This is a genomic window from Pedobacter sp. 01N416, from assembly GCF_056399685.1.
Map to the genome: position 1 here is coordinate 1 of NZ_JBFTRT010000904.1, position 1,137 is coordinate 1,137.

The window sequence follows — 1,137 nt, forward strand, 5'->3', positions numbered from 1 at the left end:
GAACAGCGTTATCTCGATCTGATCAAATACCATCCGCAGATTTTTAATAGTATTCCGCTTTACCATATTTCTTCTTATTTAGGCATTCAGGGGCCATCATTAAGCCGCATAAGAAAAAGACTTACAGGTAAATAACGATTTTAACTTAGGTTAAAATTATTGCTGTTTTTAAGCTGGAGATTTGAGGTATCAAATTAAAACTAAAAACAACATGAAAACTCTAAAATCAAAAACAATCGTACTTGTACATGGCCTATTTGTAAATAACAAAAGCTGGGCAGCCTGGAAAACCTTTTTCGAAGCCAAAGGTTACACCGTTTATACACCTGCAAATCCCTCACACGAAGGTGATCCAACTGCTTTAAGAACGAACATTGATCCAAATTTAACAAAGGTGAATTTTGTAGATGTGGTTAACAACCTGGTAAAATTTATCGATACTTTACCCGAAAAACCAATTTTGATCGGCCACTCGTTGGGTGGCCTGACTGTTCAAAAATTAATGGATTTGGGCAAGGGCGAAGCAGGGGTGATGATTGATGGCGCTCCTCCAATGGGTGTTATTCCATACGAATGGAGCTTTTGGAAATCTAATTTTACAGTTGTTAATCCGTTTAAAGGCAACTCTGTTTTTATGCCAACCAAATCGTGGTTCCATTACACCTTCGGCAATACTTTGTCCAGAGCCGAATCGGATCAAGTATTTGAGGAATTTGTGGTGCCAGAAAGCAGAGCAATTGCCTGGGGAACGTTAAAAAGTTATGCCAAAGTTGATTTTAAAAAAGCCCACCAACCTTTATTGTTTATCGCTGGCGAAAAAGACCATATCATGCCTGCTACTTTGAATAAAAGAAATTTTAAAGCTTATAAAAATACCGAAAGTATAACCGATTTTAAAATGTTTAATGGAAGAGGACATTTCATCGCTGGTGAAAAAAATTGGGAAGAAGTAGCAACTTATATCTACAACTGGATTAAAAATTAAATTCGGGACAGGTTTGCTTAGGATTTTCGATCAGTCCAACGGAAAGGCGAGTGCATAATAAACTTAAAAATATTGCGTCCTCTTTTCCAATTATAAATGAGATAATTACAACATTATCATCATATTAAATAGTGAGAGATATAGTAGAAAAT

1 protein-coding gene is annotated in these 1,137 nt (G+C 36.0%); it reads left to right on the forward strand.

What is annotated here, in order from left to right:
- Positions 1–211: 211 nt before the first annotated feature.
- Complete coding sequence (locus tag AC1DND_RS28275) at positions 212–985, forward strand: alpha/beta hydrolase (RefSeq protein ID WP_477586221.1); 774 nt, start codon at positions 212–214, stop codon at positions 983–985.
- Positions 986–1,137 lie beyond the last annotated feature (152 nt).

Bases quoted from the DNA above. Each gene is read 5' to 3' on its own strand.
- AC1DND_RS28275 (WP_477586221.1), top strand. From the start codon at position 212: ATGAAAACTCTAAAATCAAAAACAATCGTACTTGTACATGGCCTATTT.